Source organism: Eisenbergiella tayi (genome assembly GCF_001881565.1).
Lineage (GTDB): Bacteria > Bacillota > Clostridia > Lachnospirales > Lachnospiraceae > Eisenbergiella > Eisenbergiella tayi.
This window is the reverse complement of record NZ_MPDJ01000001.1, coordinates 1575366-1592995: the sequence shown is the minus strand read 5'-3', so window position 1 is coordinate 1592995 and position 17630 is coordinate 1575366. Positions and strand designations below refer to the sequence as shown.

Genomic DNA, 17630 nt, shown 5'->3' with positions numbered 1-17630 from the left:
GAAAATGCTTTTTATAGAATACCCCAAATGCTCTACCTGTCAAAAAGCCAGGAAGTGGCTGGATGAAAGAAAAATAAGCTATGAAGACAGACATATAGCGGAGAAAAATCCTACGGTGGAGGAGCTTACGGAATGGTATGGCAGAAGCGGCCTCCCTCTTAAGAAGTTTTTTAATACAAGCGGCTTAAAATATAAGGAATTGGGCCTGAAGGACAAGCTGAAGGATATGAGTGAGGAAGAACAGATTAAACTGCTTGCCACAGACGGAATGCTGGTGAAGCGTCCTCTGATTGTTGCGGATGATTTTATCCTGACAGGGTTCAGGGAAAATGAGTGGAAAGAAAAAATGGAGTGATGCTATGAAAGAAAACAAATACGATGATCCGTTATTTTTTGAGAAATACAGCCAAATGGATCGTTCCAAAAAAGGGCTGGATGGTGCTGGGGAATGGAAGACATTGGAAAATATGCTTCCTGATTTTCAGGGAAAGAAGGTTCTTGATCTGGGCTGCGGTTATGGATGGCACTGTGAATATGCCGCTGACCATGGAGCCGCAGAAGTGACGGGAGTGGACATTTCTGAAAAAATGCTGGAAGAAGCCCGGAAATCCCATAAAAAAGGCAATACCACCTATATCTGCTGTCCCATAGAGGATATTGATTTTGAAGAGGCTTCCTTTGATATCATTTTAAGTTCCCTCGCCTTTCATTACATTGAAAATTATGAAGAGATTGTGGATAAGATCCATAAATTACTCAAGCCCGGTGGATATCTTGTTTTTTCTGCAGAACATCCGGTATTCACTGCGGAAGGGAGCCAGGACTGGTATTATGATGAAAACGGAAAGATTCTTCACTTCCCGGTAGATAATTATTACTACGAAGGAAAAAGAAATGCGGTGTTCCTGGGAGAACCGGTTACCAAGTATCACAGGACATTCACCACATATATTTCCGTTCTGTTAAAGAAAGGGTTCCGGCTCGTGGATGTAGAGGAGCCTCAGCCGCCGGAGGAAATGCTGGATACCGTTCCCGGAATGAAGGACGAAATGCGCCGGCCCATGATGTTTCTTGTATCGGCACAGAAAGAAAAATAAAGAAAAAAAGGGTACCTTCGCCGGAGGGTGCCTTTTTTGTAATGCAAGCTTCGCATATGCCATGATGCCTTCCGAAGATCAAATTTATAAATAGGATCCCCCGGAACACGCTGTTTTACGGGATTGCAACCTGTGGGTGACAAATTGCAATACGCTGATTTCTTGTAAAAAAGCAGATTATATGGAAAAATGAAGCTATAGAAAACAGAGCTACATTGTGGCAGACAGGAGATTATATGAAAAAATTTTGTGATAAGCTGATTCAGCTTCGCAGAGAAAAGGGCTACTCCCAGGAGCAGCTGGCAGAATATTTGGAGGTATCAAGGCAGTCGGTGAGTAAATGGGAGGCGGATAAAACCATGCCGGAAATAAGCAAGCTGATTGCAATATCCCAGCTTTTCCACGTATCGCTGGATTATCTTCTGATTGACAGCTGTGAAGACAGAGGAGATAAAAAATGGGAGCCTGCCAGTGAAACGGAAGAAATAAGGCGGACCATTAATGAAGTAAAAGATTATATAGGCTATCAGAAAGGATTTGAATATAAAAGCAGGGTAACGGTAGCCGGGATCCCCCTGATACACATTAAATTCGGCCGGTATACGGGCCGAATACGGATGAAGGATGCCGCGAAGGGGATTATTGCCGTCGGGAATATTGCAATTGGCGTGGTAAGCGCAGGTTTTTTTTCCATCGGTATTTTCAGCATAGGTATGTTATCTCTTGGCCTTCTGGTTTCACTGGGGATCGTTTCCATAGGATTATTAGCCATGGGAGTGGCTGCTATTGGAATCGTGGCAGGAGGCGTAACAAGCCTGGGTATTTATGCCACAGGTGTTGCAGCTGTAGGTAAGAATATAGCGACAGGAGTATCTGCTGTAGGCAGAACTGCCGTTGCCCGGCAGGGAGAAAAATTGTGGGGGTATAATATGACTGCTGTGGATGATGGGGTTACCAGGGAATGGGTTAAAAGCTTTCTTGTTACTTATAATCCCAAAGTACCCAAGTGGATTCTTGATTTTCTTACTCTTATGTATAAATAAAACAGCGAATGTGATATACTTTTTTTAACAGATGCTTGTTGGAAATCATTTTTTTAAGTTACAATTCGTGGCTCCATTGTAACTTTTTTTAGGAGGCAGGAAATGAAAAAGTATATTACAATTGATAAGAAATATCTTCTGATCCCTGTTTGTGCGGAAAAAGAACTGAAGACGATCAGCATCTCCTGCCAGGGAGAAAAAATATATGAATTTAATGTTCCGGTAAAGGAAAAGCCGGACGGACATTATGGTTTTCACTACTATGCTCCCGTTAATATGGAAGAATATAAGGGAAAAACTTTATTGATAGAGGGAAGTATTCCGAAAGCGTTTATGGACGCCATATCCCTTTCCGATACCGTACCGGAAAATCTCCAGTCCCGTCCCCTTCTTCATTTTGCACCCCGCACGGGCTGGATGAATGATCCCAACGGGCTGCTGTATAAGGACGGCGTCTATCATTTATATTTCCAGTACAATCCATTTGATACCCGCTGGGAAAATATGTGCTGGGGACATGCGGTGAGTAAGGATCTGCTTCACTGGGAGCAGAAGGAGACTGCGCTTTATCCGGACAGTGACGGCGTCATGTATTCCGGGAGCGGAATTGTTAATGAACAGGGACTTCTGGGCCTCCCTGAGGATGCTCATATCTATTTTTATACATGTGCGGGAAATAAATCAAAATGGAGCCTGGGGAAAACCTTTAATCAGAGAATCGCTTACAGTACAGACGGGGGAAATACCCTTGTAAAGCTGGAAGGAAACGCAGTAAAGCATATTTCCGGGGAAAACCGGGATCCCAAGGTCTATTGGCATGAAGAGAGCAAAGCTTATATCATGGTTTTGTATCTGAAAGACAACGAGTTCATGATTCTTCGTTCCAAGGATCTGAAAAACTGGAAAAAGACCCAGATTCTGACTCTGAAGGATTCCTGGGAATGTCCGGATCTCAGAAGGATTCCCGTGGAAGGCGGCGGAGAAAAATGGGTGTTCTGGAGCGCGGACGGTTATTATTTTCTGGGAGAATTTGACGGCTATGAATTTAAGACGGATGGTGTGAAGCTGGAGGCTTACCGGACTAAAATTCCCTATGCCGCACAAACCTTCTGGGGAACAGAGGATGTGATTACGATTCCCTGGCTGAGAACGAAAAATAAAGGAAAATTATATACGGGTGTAATGGGGATTCCAAGGAAACTGATCCTTGCCGAAACACCTGAGGGATTGAGGCTTAGACAGAATCCAGTTGAGGAATTCCGTAAAGCAAGGGTGAGTGTGTCAGTTTCCCAGGGTGAGGGAAAAGTTTTTTATATGATGCAGAAGGCAGGTGTTGTTGAAATAACCGTTCATATGCAAAGTCCCTGCGATTTTGTTGTCAATCTCTACGGTACCTCCATCACTTATATCCCTTCCTGCGGGAAAATGAATGTGGGGAAGGAAACGGTACAGTTCGGTAAGGAGCTGAATGATTTTTCTATTATTGCGGATGGGGAAATTGTGGAGATTACCGCGGACAACGGACTTGTCTATGCCGTATTTGAGATGGAATCGGACAGTAAATCAGGGAATGTGACGGTGGATATCGGCGGTAAGGCCTATGTCGATATTTACAGGGTGGAATGATAATAAATAAAACGGGAGCGTATCAGTCTGAAGATTTATTCATGCTGGCAGCTCCTTTTTTGTTTTGGATAGATTGTTTGATTTTGTTAAGAAATTCCGTTATATCTTTTTAAGAAATAGCAGCTATACTTGTAAGCAGAACAAAAGGAAATACAAATTTGCAGATAACAGCTTTGTCAGAATAAAAATATCAGAAAGGAATTTTATGAAAATTCATTTGAATCACTTAAGCATGACCTATCCCACCGGCAAACAGGCTTTGAAGGATATAAACCTGACGCTGGAAAGTCCGAGTCTCATAGGCCTGGTGGGGCCAAACGGCGCGGGAAAATCCACACTGATGAAGCTGCTTGTTGCAGGGCTTCTTCCTACAGGCGGTGATATTGCCATTGATGATAAGCCGCTGACGAAATGTGAAAAAGAGCTGAAGAAGAAGCTGGGCTATTTACCGCAGGACTTCGGTCTGTATGATGAACTGACGATATGGGAATTTCTGGACTATATGGCAGCGTTAAAGGGGATACGTAACAGCAGGCCCGTTATAGAAGAAGTTATTTTGGCCACTGGTCTGGAAGAAAAGAAAAAGGCGCGCATAAAAACGCTGTCCGGCGGACAGCGGCAGAGAGTAGGAATTGCACAGGCGCTGCTGGGGGAACCGGAATTCCTGATTTTTGACGAGCCTACTGTGGGTCTGGATCCGGAAGAACGTATCCGTTTCCGTAATTTTTTCTCTCAGACGGCACAGGATAAACTGGTACTGCTGTCCACTCATATCATTGAAGATATACAGTCTGTTTGTGACAGGCTTATTGTAATTGACCACGGGGAGATCCTGTTTATAGGCAAACCTGAAGAATTGATCCTGCAGGCCAGGGGACATGTAGGTGTTCTGCTGGAACACAACGGAGATAAAAAGGAGTCTGACCTGCGTATCATCTCCCGGGTGAATACAGCGGAGGGTGTGTTATGCCGGGGAGTGGCGGATGAGCTGCCAAAGGAGGCCCAAAGTGTGGAACCTACGCTGGAAGATGCCTATTTATATCTCATTACGCAGGAGGGTAAAACACAATGAAATTTTCTTCTCTCTTTCGTGTGGAGCTGGGACGGCTTTTTCGCAGCCGGCTGACATGGGCGGTGCTTGGTATTACCGTGGCGGCGCCGGCAGTGGGATTTACGTTCTATTGCCCTCTTTCCGGATCGCTGAACAGTACGGCTCTTGCCAATCCTGCACTGGGCGGTTCACTGGCAGGCGCTCTGATTTTTGCATTGCTTACCGTATTGGAACTGGATCGTGTTCACAGCAGCCATACTGATGTACTTACGGATTCTATGATTTCTCCTCTTGCAGCGGAAGTATGTCGGACTCTGGCATTGCTGACAGCCGCATCTGCAGCCGCTGCGGCAGCAATGATAATCTGGATGCCGGTCACGGCCTCATTAACCGGCGCTGTATTCCGGCCCGGACTGTGTGCGGCGGTATATCTGCTGGTGATGCTTCCCTCACTCTGGTTTTCCATCCTTTTCACAGCCGCTGTTTATCAGCTTGTACAAAGACTGGATATAACATTGGCAGCGTTCGTTGGCTTTTTTCTCTTAAGCCTGTCGGCCTGGAGAGAAAACTGGCTGCTGCGCTGGGTAAATCCCGCGCTGGCTTATCTTTCCGATGATTTCGGCAATAACCGCAGACTCATGTCCCTGGGATGGAACAGGCTGTTCTGGCTGTTGCTGCTGGGAGGGATCTGGTGCCTGTGCCTGCTGTGTACCCGCCGGTACGGCAGAGGAGCCTTCGGTTCTCTGCTTCGTAATGCGCGGATGATTTATCTTCCTGTCATCGGAATTATGCTGACGATAACAGGTGTACTGGTTTATGTAAAGCAGCCTTTTTTGGATCATAGTAAGAAGGAAATTGACTATGATGCACATTATAATTTTGACTATAATGAACATGTGACCTATTCCGCAATATCGGTAGATGCGCGTCCATCCCTTTTTACAGGTTTTTTTGAGGCAACGGCTTCCTATACTCTGCATAATGATTCCGGGCAGCCCCAGACCATTTCATTCTGGCTGAATCCCGGCTATAAGGTGAAGTCTGTTACGGCCGGCGGAAAGCCTGTTCCGTTCCGTGATCTTCAAAATGATGATATTAATAAGAAAACGATTGAACTGGATATTCCCGCCGATGAAAATATGGAATTATCGGTAGAATACGGGGGTTTTCCTCAGGAATGGAATATAATGTCTCTGTTTCAGGGGGAGTGTGAAATCAGCAGAGACTACATTTATCTGGCTCATCAGGATTTTTCACCCATGCCTCGTGATTTTTTTGAAAATACTTCAGAAGAGCCTCCTCTTACAGCCAAAATAACGCTGCCTGATGGATTGAAGCCGGTTTTATTCAGTACAGATACGGTGGAAGCGGGGAAGAGCGAAGCCGGATCTACCCAATGGATATTACATGCTTCGGGATGGAGCCTGATTCTTTATGCCGGTGATTATATTTCGGAGCATATTGATGCTGCCGGACTGAATGTGGAATTTTTCTACAGTGCCAAACATCGGAGGGTTATGGAAGAATGCAATGTCAATGATACGCTGAAGCAGGTATTTGAATACTGTACGGATCATTATGGATCTCTTTTCTTCTATGGAGAGGAAGGCATGCGCCTTATTGAGATCGGTGCTACAGGCGGCGGTTATGCTGCCGGAGGAGCCAGTGTCATGGGCGAGGACAGCTTCAGTGAAGCAGGGCTTAAGGATCCCCTGAAAGGTGCCGGCGGCAGTGAAGTTATGGCCCATGAAATCATTCACCAGTGGTGGGGGCTTGGCAATATGATCGAATCTTCCTATACCGGAGATCCCTGGTCCAGCGAAGGGCTGACGGTCTATACCACCTATCGGATGATGAAGGAACTTCACGGCGCAGACTACGCACAAAAGTATTATGTAGATGTGTGGCAGTCCCGGACAGATGATTATTATCAGGATTTTTACGTCCGGAATCCGCAGTTTCTGTCGGCTCTGCCGGAAAAGTATAAAGCCGATATAGCCAACAGCCAGTCTACCGTCCGGCAGTACTGCGAAATGCCTCTGAAAATACTGAAAGCGGAAAAGCTGGTGGGCGGAGAGGAAGCTATGGATCGAATCCTGGCAGGATTGTTTACCGGTGAGACGAATCCGTCCTATCCTTACCTGACCTGGCAGGACTTTCTTCAGGCCTGTAATCTTACGGAGGAGGATTTGAATCTTGAATAAAATATATCAATACGAATTGCGCAGGATCCTGCGCAGCAAATTCTTCTGGGGCCTGCTGGCGGTATGCTTGTTTTTTGGCTGGAATATTCTGCAGACATCCACTATAAAGGGTGTTGCACATACTGCCCCGTTCTCTCCATGGAGCTTCGGGGCATATATGGCGCGGATTATGCCTCTTCTGGGAGTGGCGCTGCTGTTTTTTCAATGGAACCAGTGCAATGAGAAATCCAGGCAGTTTGGGAGGCTTACTGATGCTGCTCCTGTAGAACAGGGAAAATATCTATTGGTAAAATGTGCTGCTGCGGTTACTGCGTGGCTGCTGCTGGCGCTGATCCTCACGGCCCTGGGTCTGGGCTTCCTGGTAATAATGTTCGGGAGAAATGTTCCTGTGGGAATGCTTTTGCTGACTGCTGTTATTACTCTTTTGCCTGCGCTTTTGTTGCTGGCAGGTATGGGACTTCTTGCAGGCAGGATACATTCCGGTCTTTTGTTTGGCTTGATGGCGCTTGCGCTGGGGGCAGGATTTATTCCTCTGCCGATGAATTTTGATCTCTATGGTTATTCTTTTTTTACGGAATATCCGTTAACTATGGAACTGCTGGATCCGGCATTTTCAATGCCGGGAGGTATGATTGTGTCAAGGGTTATCTTTCTTTTAGCAGGGATTGGTTTTCTTGTTTTTGCTGTATGGCGGAACAAAAAAGCTGTATCATTTTAAATTTAGTCATTAAATAAAAAGGGAGCAGCCCAAATAGGCAGCTCCCTTTTTCGGAATGATGAAAATAGTAATTTATTAATAAACCGTGTGAATTAAAACTTATAGCTTGCAGCATTTACAAAGGAAGTATCATCATCTTCCTGTACTTCTTCGTCTTTATAATCCTCAAATAAAGCAACATCCGCAGATACAAGTTCCACCGCATTTCTGATTTCAGGAGAACACCTCACAACGGCAATGTCCTCAAGACGGAGCCGGCTGCGGATGAGTTCCGGGGGAACATCTTCCGAAATTTCAGCTACGGCGCAATCAACGACATGCAGTCCGCCCGGCGTCTGCTCAAGCAGCTGTTTATCAATTCTTATATTACTTCTGTCAGAGATCATGGTACCTTTAATGACAAATATACTTCCGTATTCCACAGGAAATTCCGACAAATTACTGCTGTACTTTTCCGGTATATAAAGGGTGCCGGTAACCTTCAGATATTCCAGTTCGGGGAGTGCTTCCATGGACTGATCCGTCAGCGTGAGATCTCCGTTTTTATAGAGCTTTTTTCCAAACAGGCTGACTGTCCCGGAATCTAACTCGGTATTATCAGGAAGTATCCGGCATTCATCGGGTATAATCTGGATTTCCGTGTGCTCATCAAATAAAGACAGGCTCTGTTCAAACAGACATTCCATTACCATGGCTTTTTTACATAAAAAAGTTACGTTTTTTTGAATTAATGCGGCGAGATCGAGGGAAGCGTCCAGCAGCTTTACCATACCATTGATGAAATATGGGGTATCCTGGCGGGCCCGGAGAATAAAATATTTGTCGACGTCAACATCCTTCAGCAGGCATATGGCATTATCAGGATAGCTTTTCTGTGTACCGTTTACCTGAATTTTTGATACGGCATCAGAAAGTCCTTCAGGATAAATGAGTGATCCGTTTACCATTATTTTTTCATAGCTTTCCAAAGCTTTTCCGGCAGCAGGATGGATAAAAAGACTTCCTGAAACAAACAGGAAAGAATGCTCAGCCGCAAAGGCTTTTTCATTCATTTCAATGGAACCATTTTTTATTATTAAATTGATTCCATCGGGAACCTTAATTACGCAGGCTGTATTTATTTCCACCGGATATTTGGAGATAAGGACGGCTGATTTTTCAGACTGGATCACTGCAGCGGCATTAATTGCAATGGCAGAATACTGCGACAGCCTTTCCTCGGTAATTTCAGTCATATCACAAAGAGCCGTATTTACTGACAGTTTTTTCGTTTTTTCCATAATTGCACCTCTTATTTTTTTTGATTTTCCAGTTCGGGGTAATACATGCGCAGCTTCCGCCTTGCGCTGGCAAGGCGTGAGCGAATGGTGGAGGGCGGCAGCTTGTACATGGCGGACAGCTGTGTGGAGTCAAAACCCTCAAAATATCTTTTTATGAATAGAATCCGTTCTTCTTCCGGTAATTTTTCACACAGCTGCCGGACTTCAATCTGGGACAAATCGTCCTGTGTTTCCGTTTTTTCTTCTGCTTCCGGGCATGCCGACTCTCGTCTCACTTTATCAATAAAAATGTTGCGGGATGTTTTATACAGCCATGACCGGCATTGACGTTCATCCATGTCATCCAGGATTACAGCATGCTCCATGGCCCGAAGGAAGGTTTCCTGCACAATGTCTTCCGCCGCGGCTTTGTCGCAGGTCATTTTGGTGACATATCGAATCAGTTCCTGAAAAAACAGCTGATAAATTTTGGCTATCATAGGAGTCTCCTGACTGCGTTTGCTGTTGTATTAATATCATTGTAACTGATGTCAGAGAAAAAATGGTAAGTTTTTTAAAATGGCCAGGAAACACAGCAAAGATACAGGAAGGTAATGATGTTTTCTTTTCTTGAAATTCATATCCCTGATTTCTGTATTCCTTCTGCTGTGTTCGGCCTGCCGGGCAGAAGTAAAAAGGTAGTATTCATAAAATAGTTCAGGATTCATATCCGCCGCTCCTTTCACATAAAAGCTTGCTTATGATTGGTTACATATATATAACGAATGGGAAGGGGGAAGTGTTGATGTAAAATCTGAAATTTTGAAAAATTAGTGGAATAGACAGAAAGTCCTGGAATGGATCCCGATTGCACAGGGAAAAAGCATAGGCCATAAAAGGATCATACCGATCGGACATTTACGGGGATATGCTTTCAGGGTCAGAATTTTGAAATCATTTGACGGTGCTGTTTTGAAGAGTTTCCGTATTTTCGGAAAGAAAGTGTCAATGGAATATCATGAACATATGAATATATAGCCTTCATTCATTTCTGTCTGATTCTCCATGCCATTCCTCTAATGCATCAAGAACACCTTCTTTAACGGCCTTTTTTATAATAAAAAATAAAAAGCCTCCTATTACTGCGGCGATTAAAAGATAAATCAGGATAGTATATAAAACTGCAACTATTGACATATCTGTTTCCTCCTTTGTTAAAAATGAAAATTCCTGTTTTATTTATTAAGTAAAATTATAAAGGAAAACCATTGAAAAATATACGTTTTTAGAGAAAAATAAGAATTATTTAAGATTACTTTTCAGAGACTTCTGCTATAATATAAAAGGTTCCGAAGCCGGTACGGCATTGCATGGATATTGCAGCACTGCTTTACTGGCTGATAACAGACGACAATAAAATCTGAGAGGTATGAACATGGAGAAGAAACAATACATATGTCCCAAATGCGGCTGCCAGCAGTATGAAAGTGATCAGTTTCAGGCCACAGGAGGAAATTTTGCCAAGATTTTTGATGTGCAGAATAAGAAATTCATAACAATAAGCTGCCGTCAGTGCGGTTATACCGAGCTTTATAAAGGACAGGGTTCCGACGGATGGGATATTCTGGATTTCCTTATCGGTAACTGAAAGTAAGTATCCGATAAATAAAGAGGCCGTCAGTATGAAAAGAGACAGGAGGTGTATGCTGTTTCGGATCATGCTGACGGCTTCTTGTGCCTTCTGCACAAAATTTCATGTTCAGCGGCCATATTTACATTTTCTTATATGCAGGCTAGTATTTCATTAAATCAACAGAAAAAAGAAAACGGCAACGGCGCTTAAATGAATTCATTTAGGCGTCATTTTTTATTTCATGAGGAGAAAGCATATGATAAAAAAAGTTATGGCAATGGTTCTCATACTGATGCTGGCTGTTTCTATGACAGCCTGCGGAAACAGCAATATCACAGCGGCAGGAGCGGAAAGCAGAGAGAAAATTACGCTGGGAATCAATGACTGGCCGGGAAGCTACTGGTGGCTGGCAGTTGATAAGTTAGGATATTTTAAGGAACAGGGCATAGATGTGGAGGTACAGCTTTTCTCAAATTATACGGATGGATTAAATGCCTTGATGTCCGGAAAAATTGATATGTTCGTTCCGGCTCTTGCAGATATTATTCCGGGATATGTAAATGGGGCGGATATCAAAGTTATTATGGTGCAGGATTTCTCTGCAGGTGCGGATGGCCTGGTTGCATCCCCAAATATCTCATCAGTAGAAGAGCTGAAAGGCAGAAATATTGCAATTGAATTCGGCGGGAGTGATCATTTATTTCTTCTGAAGGCTCTTGAAAATGCAGGCTTAAGCGAAAAGGATGTCAATCTTGTCAATATGTCAACAGGAGATGCCTCTAATGCTTTTATAGCAGGGCAGGTGGACGCGGCGGCAGTCTGGGAGCCATCTTTATCCATGGCGCAGCAGGAAACCGGAGGAAATATTCTGGCGACCTCAGGAGATAAAGAATTTGAGGGCTTAATACCGGCCATTCTGGCAGTAAATGGTGATTCACTCAAGACAAAGAGGGAAGAAATGAAATCCGTAATGAAGGCATGGTACAGTGCAAGAGATGCCTATGATATAGATCCGGAGAAATTTGCGGAAGCGGTTGCAGGCGGAGCGGAAGTGACGGCAGAGGAATTTCTGGAATTGATGAAGGGCTGCGATGTCAGGACTATGGAGGACAATGCGGAAGCCTTTGCAGCCGGAGATACCTATGTGAGTTTACCATACTGTGCCAAGATGCTGGCCGGATTTTTACAATACAATGGTTTGATCGATTCTATGCCGGATAATTTTAATGATTTGTTTGACAGCTCTTTATTTGAAGAAGTTTATGAAGAAATGAAATAACGGGTCGAAGCGGAAAGGCTGGTGGAAGGATGCAGAAAATAAAAAAGATTGTAGATTTATCTCATGAACTAAAAAACGGTACCGTGGTGTATCCCGGAGATCCTGTTGTGGATATTACGGTGGCAACTGTAAAAGAAAAAGACGGGTATAACCTGTCAAATGTACATATAGGATCCCAGTCCGGTTCCCATGTAGATGCTCCCTATCATTTCAAAAATGATGGATTAACCGTAGATCGGATGGAACTCAGTTACTTTATGGGGAATGCCCTTGTCATAGATGCATCTGATAAAGGAGAATTTGAGGAGATTACACTGGAAGATGTAAAAAAGTATGACAGACAGATGGAAAAAGCAGATATTGTGCTGTTTCGGACAGACTGGTATCGATATGAGGGGCAGGATAAATTTTTCAGACACCCTTACTTATCGGCGGAGGCAGGAGCTTATCTGCTGGATCGGGGAATTCAGACATTGGCCATAGATGCCATCAATCTGGACAGAACCGGCGGAACTAAATTTCCGGTACATGAGATGTATGCGGAAGCAGGCGGCCTGATCGCGGAGAATCTGGCACATTTTGATAAGATAGAATTTGATGAACCATTTGTTATCTTTCTGCCGTTAAAGCTGACGGGAGTGGATGGTTCCCCGGTTCGGGCAGCAGCAGTTTCATTTGAATGAGGAGGTTACAAAAATGGAATACGAGGTACAGAAACATTTGCACTATGGAGGCATTCCCAGCTTTAATGCCTATCCCGTGACAAGAGAGCTGAAAAATGTAGATATAGCGGTTATGGGGGTGCCCTTTGACAGCGGAGTCACCAATCGTCCGGGGGCAAGACTGGGGCCGCGTGCTATCCGGAATATGAGCCAGCTTGCATGCTGCTTTTCCTATCCATGGAATTACAAAATAAGTGAAAAAGCCAATATTATCGATTATGGAGATGTGGGCTATTATGTAGGTCCGAAGACAACAGAGGTCATGCTGGAGGAGACTCACGATCATGCAAAGAAGATTTTAGATGCGGGCTGTAAACTGCTGACACTCGGCGGCGATCATACCATTCCCTATGGCATGGTGAGGGCGGCGAGCGAAAAATATGGCAGACTCGCGCTTCTGCATTTTGATTCACACCAGGACAGTACGCCAAGTACCGATGGAAATGTGTCCCATGCTAATTTTGCATACGATTTGCAGGCGGAGGGCTGTATTGATCCAAAGCATTCCGCCCAGGTATTTATCCGAACGGAAATGACGGAATGCGGCTATCATATTTTCTACGCTCAGGAGGCTGTATTTATGGATATGGAAACGCTGGCGGAGAAAATAAAGGCAGTTATTGGGGATATGCCGGTCTATCTTACCTTTGACATTGATGCGTTAGACCCTTCGGCAGCGCCTGGAACCGGTACTCCTGTCATTGGCGGCCCTTCCGCAGCACAGGTGAGGAAGCTTCTTTATTTATTAAAGGGGATTCATGTTGTGGCAGCAGATTTGGTAGAGGTGCTGCCGGCGTATGATCAGAGTGAGATTACGGCGTTGGCAGCTGCAGCTATAGCACAGGATTTAATGTATCTGATGGATTAGTCATCGAAGAATGGGAGGCTATTATGAAAAAGAAAATTGTGAGTTTGGCATTGGCAGTGGTATTGGCACTATCTTTATGTGCATGTGCAAATAAGGAGGCGGGAAACACGGCGGCGGCAGCGGATACATCAACTGCGGCAGGCAGCAGTGCTGCGGCTGAAGAAAATACCTCAAAGGAACTGACAAAGCTGTCGTTAGGAACCTCTCCATGGCCCACTAACATGTTCTTTTATCTGGCAAAGGAGAAAGGAATTTTTGAAAAGAATGGTCTTGATGTGACTATCCAGGAATTTGCGTCAACAACGGAAAGCTCCAATGCCTTCGTCGGCGGGCAGATAGATTTCTGTACCTATGCCTCATCCGAAACAATTGCGCCGTTTGCTCAGGGAGCGGAGTTTTCCGTCGTACTGGAAACGGATAAATCGAACGGCTGTGAGGGACTGGTTGCAACCTCTGATATCAAGAATATTACTGACTTAAAGGGAAAAACGATAGCAACCCAGCTGTACAGTGTGGATCACATGTTCCTGCTTACCTTATTGGAAGAAAACGGAATGAGTGAGAAGGACATCAAGATAGTGGATATGTCCATACAGGAATCAGGCAACGCTTTCGTAGCAGGCCAGTGTGATGCGGCATGTATCTGGGATCCCTATTTTTCACAGGCAAAGGAAGCCGGAGGTACAGAACTGTTTTCTTCAGCGGATAACCCGGATTTGATTACGGATGTATTGCTTGCATCAAAGTCACTCTGCACGGAAAATCCCGATGCCGTAACCGCAGTCATTAAAAGCTATTTTGATGCCGTTGCTTACTGGAAAGATAATCCCGACGAAGCCAATGCTTATATGGGAGAAAAGCTGGGAGTGGATGCGGAGGAATTTGCAAGTGAGATGAATGGCCTTCTTCTCCCGGATGCAAAGCAGGTTGTGGAAGCCTTTACGGAAGCGGATGATTTTACTTACTGGGGCTATACACAGAATACGGTCAGAGATTTTATGTACGAATTGGGTGTATTGGATAACAAAGACTTCAACTGTGGGGATATGATCGATGTAAGCTTTGTAGAAAAGCTTGCAGAATAGCAATAACTGGATAATTATAGGTTTTTCTTGACCTGTTTTCCGAAAAGTGGTACAAATAAGGAAAATGAAAGAAAAACCAAAGGCGGTTTTACCATCAGGTAGAATCGCCTTTTTGTGTTGATTGGATGATGATATGAACTGTGAAGATTTAATGAATATGGAATCCATCCGAAAAGGAATGAAGCTGATTGCAGGCGAAAAGGGAATAGACCGCACCATACGCTGGATATATTTTGCGGATTGTGTCCAGTGTCTTTCTGCTGATTTTAATGTGGCAGAACTGATACATGGGGAAGAGCTGGTTATCATTACAAATGAGAGTCTGACGGAGAATGACAGCAGGCTCATTGATATGATACGCGTCATGCAGGAAAAGAACATTGCCGCGCTGGCCGTTAATGAAGGACAGATATCAAAAGGCCTGGCCTCGTACTGCAATGAGGTGGAATTGCCATTATTTGAACTTTCGGTCAGTCTTCATCTGATTGATTTGTCTCAAATAGTGTGTAAGGCTCTGGTGGAGGAAGAGAGCTTTACCAATTCCAGGGAGAGAATATTGTCCACCATCCTTTATTCGGATAACCTGAATGTGGAAGAACTGCTGGAGCAGGCAAATTATCTCGGAATCAATCTTTCCGGAAAATACCGCTGCTTCCTGCTGCAGCTGCATCAGAGAGAAAAACTGCCCAATGATACCAGCCGCCTGGATGAAGGCTATATGATGGAAATGCGGGGAAGTATCAAGAAAATGGTTAAAAAGGAATTCCGTTCCCACGGGCTGGAACGGCTGATGGTATTGCCGCAGCTGGATTCAGTCATCGGGCTGATTCCGGGAGAATTTTTCAGCCATGATCTGCTGCAGATTATTCTGGAGAAAATTATCGGCAGGGTGGAAAGCAGCTATCATATTGATGTGAAAGCGGGCATCGGAACAAGCTATGAATATATTGAAGATTTTCGAAAGAGCTATCAGGAGGCAAAAAATACGCTGGCAATATCCAAAATTTCTGCTGATGAAAAAAAGGTGTATTTCTATGAAAAGCTGGGTATTTATTCTCTGATTGCCCAGATATCAAACGGAAAATTCCTGGATGATTATGTGGAAAGCAGGATCGGTGAGCTGATAAAAGCGGATCAGATGCAGGAAGGCGGTCTGTGTGAGACACTTGAGACCTATCTTGCCCATAACTGTAATGCAAACGCCGCAGCCGAATATTTGTTTATCCACCGGAATACCATGCGCTACCGGATGGATAAAATCAAGAGGATTCTGGATGATGACATCAATGATATGGAGGTTTTTCTGGAATTAAAGCTTGCCTTTGCGATCAAACGCTACAGGGAAAACAGGACAGTAAGGTAACATTGTGCGCAGCGCACAAGAATGATTATGAAGGAGTTCCATTGTAAATATAAATAGGGAAACATATAATAGGCTCATAAATAAAATATTTTTATGGGCGAAGGCGTCGGGATATGAATTCCGACGCCTTTTATTTTGGCTGAAAGGAAGGCGGAGAAGTATGAAGATGATAAAAGCGGTGGTCAGGCCGGAAAAATGTGATCAGGTGTTAAATGAGCTTTGTGGGGCAGGCTACAGGGCGGTAACGAGGTTTGGAATATTAGGAAGAGGGAAACAGCGCGGTCTGAAGGTAGAAGACGTGTATTATGATGAAATTCCGAAGGAAATGCTGATGCTTGTGGTGGAGGATGGGGATGTGAAAAAGGCGACGGATATCATAATTAAATTTTCGAGAACAAGTGATGAGGGTTCCTTTGGAGACGGAAAGATTTTCATTCTGCCGGTTGAGAAAGCAATTACCGTAAGCTCCGGTAAAAATGAATTATAGGAGGCGTGTATGAAGCAGGTAATGATTATAGTAAGGCCGGGCTGTTATTTTAAGACAAAGCAGGCGCTCAGCGATAACCGCTTCTTTGCGATGAGTACGAAGGAGGTTCTGGGGCGCGGGAAAGCGTTTGTCCATTTTACTTCAGGAGAAGGTAAGGAAACCTCTGCGGTAAATGAGGTATATGAGAACGCTCTTGTCGCCAAAAAATTAATTGAAATGGTGGTGCCGGATGAAGCGGTGGATTCGCTGATACAGCTTGTGCTTTCCGTAAACAGCCATGGGACGGAGGGCGACGGCAAGATATTTGTTCTTCCGGTTGAGGAAAGTATCCGTATTCATACGGGTGAGACAGGGGAAGATGCACTGGTATAAGAGGAAGGGCATGATTTTATATGAAAAGAGATAAAGGAGATTTCCGGTTAAGAAAAGAAATATCGCAGAGACGGTTTATCCTTTCGGCAATACTGACCTTTATAATTATTTTTGCAGGCTGGTGGGCGCTGTGTGCGAGCGGGAATGTCAGGGAACTGTTTCTTCCATCGCCGATAAAGGTCATCGGAGATATAGTGGCAGGGGCAAAGAACGGTTCGCTTTGGGTAAATATGGGATATAGTATTTTCCGAATTACCATGGGCTTTTTATTATCCGTTGCAATTGGGGTCCCTCTGGGAATACTGGCAGGAAGCTTCAAACCGTTAGAAGCAATTATTGCTCCCATCTGTGAGTTTATCCGTTATATGCCGGTGCCTGCGTTTGTACCGCTGGTCATGGTGTGGTGCGGAATCGGAGAGGCGGCTAAGATCACGATTGTATTTCTGGGATGTTTTTTCCAGCTGGTGCTGATGATCGCGGATGATGCTAGAAGTGTGTCGGATGATCTTCTTTCCTCGAGCTATACGCTGGGAACAACGAGATGGACCACGGTTACTAAGGTGCTGATTCCTGCAATGGCGCCTAAAATGATGCTGACGCTGAGAATGATGATCGGATGGGGCTGGACCTATCTGACCGTTGCGGAGCTGGTGGCATCAAGCTCGGGGCTTGGATATTCCATATTAAAGGCACAGAGATTTTTACATACGGAAAGTATATTTTCAGGTATTCTTGTGATCGGGATTTTAGGATTGATTACAGACCGTTTATTTGCATTCGCAATCAAAAAAATGTTCCCATGGGCTGAATAAAAAGGAGACGG

Annotated in this window: 19 protein-coding genes; 16 read left to right on the top strand and 3 right to left on the bottom strand. The window is 44.4% G+C overall.

Annotated features, from left to right (window positions below):
* Positions 1-4 precede the first annotated feature (4 nt).
* The 7 genes from BLA28_RS06625 to BLA28_RS06595 all read left to right on the top strand — a co-directional run bounded on the left by BLA28_RS06625 (position 5) and on the right by BLA28_RS06595 (position 7739).
* Positions 5-355, top strand: coding sequence for an arsenate reductase family protein (locus tag BLA28_RS06625; RefSeq protein WP_009255030.1), 351 nt, complete (start codon positions 5-7; stop codon positions 353-355).
* Between the two features lie 4 nt (positions 356-359).
* Positions 360-1097: a class I SAM-dependent methyltransferase gene (locus tag BLA28_RS06620; protein ID WP_071698997.1), complete on the top strand. Its 738-nt coding sequence runs from the start codon at positions 360-362 to the stop codon at positions 1095-1097.
* A 236-nt stretch (positions 1098-1333) separates the two neighbouring features.
* On the top strand, positions 1334-2140 hold the full coding sequence (locus BLA28_RS06615) for a helix-turn-helix domain-containing protein (protein ID WP_071698908.1): 807 nt from the start codon (positions 1334-1336) through the stop codon (positions 2138-2140).
* Between the two features lie 102 nt (positions 2141-2242).
* Positions 2243-3766 carry a glycoside hydrolase family 32 protein gene (locus tag BLA28_RS06610; RefSeq protein WP_071698907.1) on the top strand — a complete coding sequence of 508 codons (1524 nt, stop codon included), beginning with the start codon at positions 2243-2245 and terminating at the stop codon, positions 3764-3766.
* A gap of 205 nt (positions 3767-3971) precedes the next feature.
* Entirely contained in the window at positions 3972-4838 is an 867-nt protein-coding gene (locus BLA28_RS06605; protein ID WP_071698996.1) for an ATP-binding cassette domain-containing protein, read from the top strand.
* Positions 4835-7021, top strand: coding sequence for a M1 aminopeptidase family protein (locus BLA28_RS06600; protein WP_071698906.1), 2187 nt, complete (start codon positions 4835-4837; stop codon positions 7019-7021). The genes BLA28_RS06605 and BLA28_RS06600 overlap by 4 nt, the downstream gene beginning before the upstream one ends.
* Positions 7014-7739 carry a hypothetical protein gene (locus BLA28_RS06595; protein ID WP_071698905.1) on the top strand — a complete coding sequence of 242 codons (726 nt, stop codon included), beginning with the start codon at positions 7014-7016 and terminating at the stop codon, positions 7737-7739. Before BLA28_RS06600 ends, BLA28_RS06595 begins: the two co-directional genes overlap by 8 nt.
* A gap of 92 nt (positions 7740-7831) precedes the next feature.
* On the opposite strand, the gene BLA28_RS06590 is transcribed toward BLA28_RS06595, so the two are convergent.
* The 3 genes from BLA28_RS06590 to BLA28_RS33650 all read right to left on the bottom strand — a co-directional run bounded on the left by BLA28_RS06590 (position 7832) and on the right by BLA28_RS33650 (position 10195).
* A complete protein-coding gene (locus BLA28_RS06590; RefSeq protein WP_071698904.1) occupies positions 7832-9019 on the bottom strand; it encodes a hypothetical protein in 1188 nt (395 codons plus the stop codon).
* A gap of 11 nt (positions 9020-9030) precedes the next feature.
* Positions 9031-9498, bottom strand: a complete 468-nt coding sequence (locus BLA28_RS06585; protein ID WP_069151432.1) for an RNA polymerase sigma factor — start codon at positions 9496-9498, stop codon at positions 9031-9033.
* 541 nt (positions 9499-10039) lie between these two features.
* The gene (locus BLA28_RS33650; protein WP_016360057.1) at positions 10040-10195 is read right to left on the bottom strand and encodes a hypothetical protein; all 156 of its coding nucleotides are present in this window, start codon (positions 10193-10195) and stop codon (positions 10040-10042) included.
* A gap of 238 nt (positions 10196-10433) precedes the next feature.
* On the opposite strand from BLA28_RS33650, the gene BLA28_RS06580 reads away from it, so the two are divergent.
* From BLA28_RS06580 to BLA28_RS06540, 9 genes are all read left to right on the top strand, one after another.
* Entirely contained in the window at positions 10434-10646 is a 213-nt protein-coding gene (locus BLA28_RS06580) for a zinc ribbon domain-containing protein (RefSeq protein WP_009255009.1), read from the top strand.
* 241 nt (positions 10647-10887) lie between these two features.
* Complete coding sequence (locus BLA28_RS06575) at positions 10888-11910, top strand: ABC transporter substrate-binding protein (protein ID WP_071698903.1); 1023 nt, start codon at positions 10888-10890, stop codon at positions 11908-11910.
* A gap of 29 nt (positions 11911-11939) precedes the next feature.
* Entirely contained in the window at positions 11940-12593 is a 654-nt protein-coding gene (locus BLA28_RS06570) for a cyclase family protein (protein WP_071698902.1), read from the top strand.
* A 13-nt stretch (positions 12594-12606) separates the two neighbouring features.
* On the top strand, positions 12607-13500 hold the full coding sequence (gene speB / locus BLA28_RS06565; RefSeq protein ID WP_069410138.1) for an agmatinase: 894 nt from the start codon (positions 12607-12609) through the stop codon (positions 13498-13500).
* A 23-nt stretch (positions 13501-13523) separates the two neighbouring features.
* Entirely contained in the window at positions 13524-14585 is a 1062-nt protein-coding gene (locus BLA28_RS06560) for an ABC transporter substrate-binding protein (RefSeq protein WP_071698901.1), read from the top strand.
* Positions 14586-14718: 133 nt separating this feature from the next.
* Positions 14719-15948, top strand: coding sequence for a PucR family transcriptional regulator (locus BLA28_RS06555; RefSeq protein ID WP_069151441.1), 1230 nt, complete (start codon positions 14719-14721; stop codon positions 15946-15948).
* 160 nt (positions 15949-16108) lie between these two features.
* Positions 16109-16435, top strand: coding sequence for a P-II family nitrogen regulator (locus BLA28_RS06550; RefSeq protein ID WP_009255003.1), 327 nt, complete (start codon positions 16109-16111; stop codon positions 16433-16435).
* A 9-nt stretch (positions 16436-16444) separates the two neighbouring features.
* Positions 16445-16807, top strand: coding sequence for a P-II family nitrogen regulator (locus tag BLA28_RS06545; RefSeq protein ID WP_009255002.1), 363 nt, complete (start codon positions 16445-16447; stop codon positions 16805-16807).
* Positions 16808-16827: 20 nt separating this feature from the next.
* Positions 16828-17619, top strand: coding sequence for an ABC transporter permease (locus tag BLA28_RS06540; protein ID WP_044967398.1), 792 nt, complete (start codon positions 16828-16830; stop codon positions 17617-17619).
* The last annotated feature ends 11 nt before the right edge of the window (positions 17620-17630 follow it).